Raw genomic sequence first — 2,666 nt, forward strand, 5'->3', positions numbered from 1 at the left:
TCCTAAGAAAGTAATGGTAACTTATGATTTTAATTGAGTAACTTTGCATGGCAATGGGTACATTATTGGATAACGGAGTTAAACCGTATAATCATTACGGGGCTTATTTAAAGCAAAAATATAACGGACAACGAGTGTTTAAAGTGATTGTGGATGGTAATTTTACCTGTCCCAATCGCGATGGCAGTAAGGGCTACGGCGGTTGTACGTACTGTAATGTTGATTCTTTTACGCCGGATACAGCGCGCAAAATTCCATCGATACGGGAACAGGTGGAATCGGGGATCGAAAGAGCGCGCAATAGCTATGGTGCGGAAAAGTTTATTATCTATTTCCAGCCAAACACGAATACGTATGCGCCGACTCATTTACTAAAAATGATGTATGATGAGGCCCTAAGCATTGATCCTGAAAATACCTTAGGTCTTTCTGTGGGAACACGTCCTGATTGTTTGGATTTTGAAAAGATTGCGTTATTGGAGTCTTATACGGATCGTTATGATGTAGATTTGGAAATGGGAATGGAATCTATCTACAACGATACACTGGAGAAAATTAATAGAGGCTGTTCGCACGATGAGTTTATTCAGGCAATGGATATGTTAAAGGATACACCGCTAGAGATTTGTGTACATACAATCTTTGGTTTTCCATGGGAATCGGAAGAGATGATGTTAAAGTATGCAGACGAGATTAACCGGTTTCCACAGATTAAATTTGTAAAATTGCACCACTTACATATTGTAGAAGGCTCTATTATGGGGGTAAAGTATAAAAGGGAACCTTTTGAACTTTTCTCAATAGAAGGGTATACTGATTTCTTAGCCAAATTGATTCCAAGATTACGGCCTGATCTGATTATTCAACGTATTTTCGGGATTGCAGACAAAGAGTTGTTGATAGCACCAAATTGGGGCTTTCCGAAGTCACATATACAAACTGCGATAGATAAAGGCTTGGAGGCACGTCAGGTTGTGCAGGGAAGTCTCTTTTAGCGTTTATATTCTTTCTTTTATAGTTTGTAAAACGTGCATTGAACCGATGGTTTGAACGTAAAATAAGATAAATAAGTAAGGCTNNAGCCTTACTTATTTATCTTATAAACCAAAAAGTGAAGAGCTATTTTCCTTTTTTCATTTAGCCCTCAACAATCGTTTTTAGATCTGCTGGAGAGTAATTGATGGATTTTAAAGTTTTGTTGTCAGCAGTTCTGAATACTAAAAATTTGCCATCAACTTCTTTGTAATATGATTCTACTCCTTTCAATTTATAGTGTTCTTGGGTAGCAATTGCTTCCGCTTCGTCTTTACATGCTTTACTCATGTTAGAACGTTGAACCTCATCAAAAAGAGCAGAGAATTTATCTTTTAAGCCAAATTCCAATACTGCGCCGGCAAGTACATATTGGATATCACATAGTGCGTCTGCAATCTCTACCAAATCTTTATCCTGGATGGCTTCTTCTAATTCTTTTAATTCTTCAGCAATCAACGATACCCTTAAAGCGCAGCGTTGTTCAGATGGAATGGTAGGCGTGTCAAGGATGGGATGTTGGAATGTTTTATGGAATTCCGCAACGGAAGAGAGTGTTTTCGGATCAGTCATATTATTAGTTTTTTATTTTAAAGAGCAAATATAAAAAAATAAGGACGGTTAACTGAATGACCGTCCTTTATTTTTATTTATATTCTTGAGCGATTAAAGTAGGTGCTTTAATTGCACGATTTCTCGTTCTTCTAGGTATCTCCAACGGCCACGAGGTAAGTCTTTTTTAGTCAGATTGGCATATACCACACGATCTAATTTAACTACTTCATATCCTAAAGATTCAAAAATACGGCGTACGATACGATTTTTTCCTGAGTGAATCTGGATGCCGACTTCGCGTTTTGATCCACCTTGAACATAGCTCAAATCGTCCGGTTTGATCACACCGTCTTCTAATTCGATACCAAAGTTAATTTTGTTAAAATCGCCCTGTGTAAGGCTTTTGTTTAGTTCGACATTATAGATTTTGCTGATGCTGTTACGCGGGTGCGAAAGCTTTTCGGCAAGGCTTCCATCATTTGTCATTAAAAGCAGTCCTGTCGTATTTCTATCAAGGCGACCAACAGGATAGATTCTTTCTTTGGTTGCTTTAGAAACAAGTTCCATCACCGTATGACGCTCTTGGGGATCGTCTGTAGTTGTGATATAATCTTTTGGTTTGTTTAACAAAACATAAACATTTTTCTCACGTTTCAAGCGTTCGTTGTTGTAGCGGATTTCATCTGTTGCCGGGTCTACTTTAGTACCCAATTCGGTAACAGGTTCTCCATTTACCCAAATGACACCAGCCGAGATAAGTTCATCTGCTTTACGTCTTGAACAAATACCAGCATTGGCGATGTAACGATTCAAACGAACTAAGCCGTCATCCTCTGACTCCGCAGTCTTCTTCTTTGGACGTTTAATATATTGTTTTTCACCAAAGTTATTGTTTTCATCGAAATTTCGACTTCTCTCTCCGCCAAATTTTCTGTTTGAAGACCTTGGACCGTCATTTCTGTCGTTACGTTTGAAGTTATCTCTTTTGTCAAAAGAACGTTCTGATCTGTCGAATGATCTTGGACCGTCATTTCTGTCGTTACGTTTGAAGTTATCTCTTTTGTCGAAAGAACGTTCTG

General features: G+C 38.3%; 3 protein-coding genes. 1 reads left to right on the forward strand and 2 read right to left on the reverse strand.

Going from position 1 to position 2,666, the window contains the following annotated elements; all coding sequences use genetic code 11:
* Nucleotides 1–53 precede the first annotated feature (53 nt).
* Nucleotides 54–995: a TIGR01212 family radical SAM protein gene (locus tag B2107_RS06145; RefSeq protein ID WP_293954088.1), complete on the forward strand. Its 942-nt coding sequence runs from the start codon at nt 54–56 to the stop codon at nt 993–995.
* Nucleotides 996–1,137: 142 nt separating this feature from the next.
* Here the strand turns inward: B2107_RS06145 and B2107_RS06150 are convergent, their stop codons facing one another.
* The gene (locus tag B2107_RS06150) at nt 1,138–1,605 is read right to left on the reverse strand and encodes a nucleoside triphosphate pyrophosphohydrolase family protein (RefSeq protein ID WP_046671593.1); all 468 of its coding nucleotides are present in this window, start codon (nt 1,603–1,605) and stop codon (nt 1,138–1,140) included.
* A 93-nt stretch (nt 1,606–1,698) separates the two neighbouring features.
* The coding region (locus B2107_RS06155) for a pseudouridine synthase (RefSeq protein ID WP_293954087.1) at nt 1,699–2,666 on the reverse strand (968 nt) is incomplete at its 5' end.

It is taken from the genome of Sphingobacterium sp. UBA7855 (assembly GCA_002500745.1).
GTDB lineage: Bacteria > Bacteroidota > Bacteroidia > Sphingobacteriales > Sphingobacteriaceae > Sphingobacterium.

Excerpts from the sequence above, each read along its gene's own strand:
- B2107_RS06145 (WP_293954088.1), top strand. The coding sequence starts at position 54 with ATGGGTACATTATTGGATAACGGAGTTAAACCGTATAATCATTACGGG.
- B2107_RS06150 (WP_046671593.1), bottom strand. The coding sequence starts at position 1,605 with ATGACTGATCCGAAAACACTCTCTTCCGTTGCGGAATTCCATAAAACA.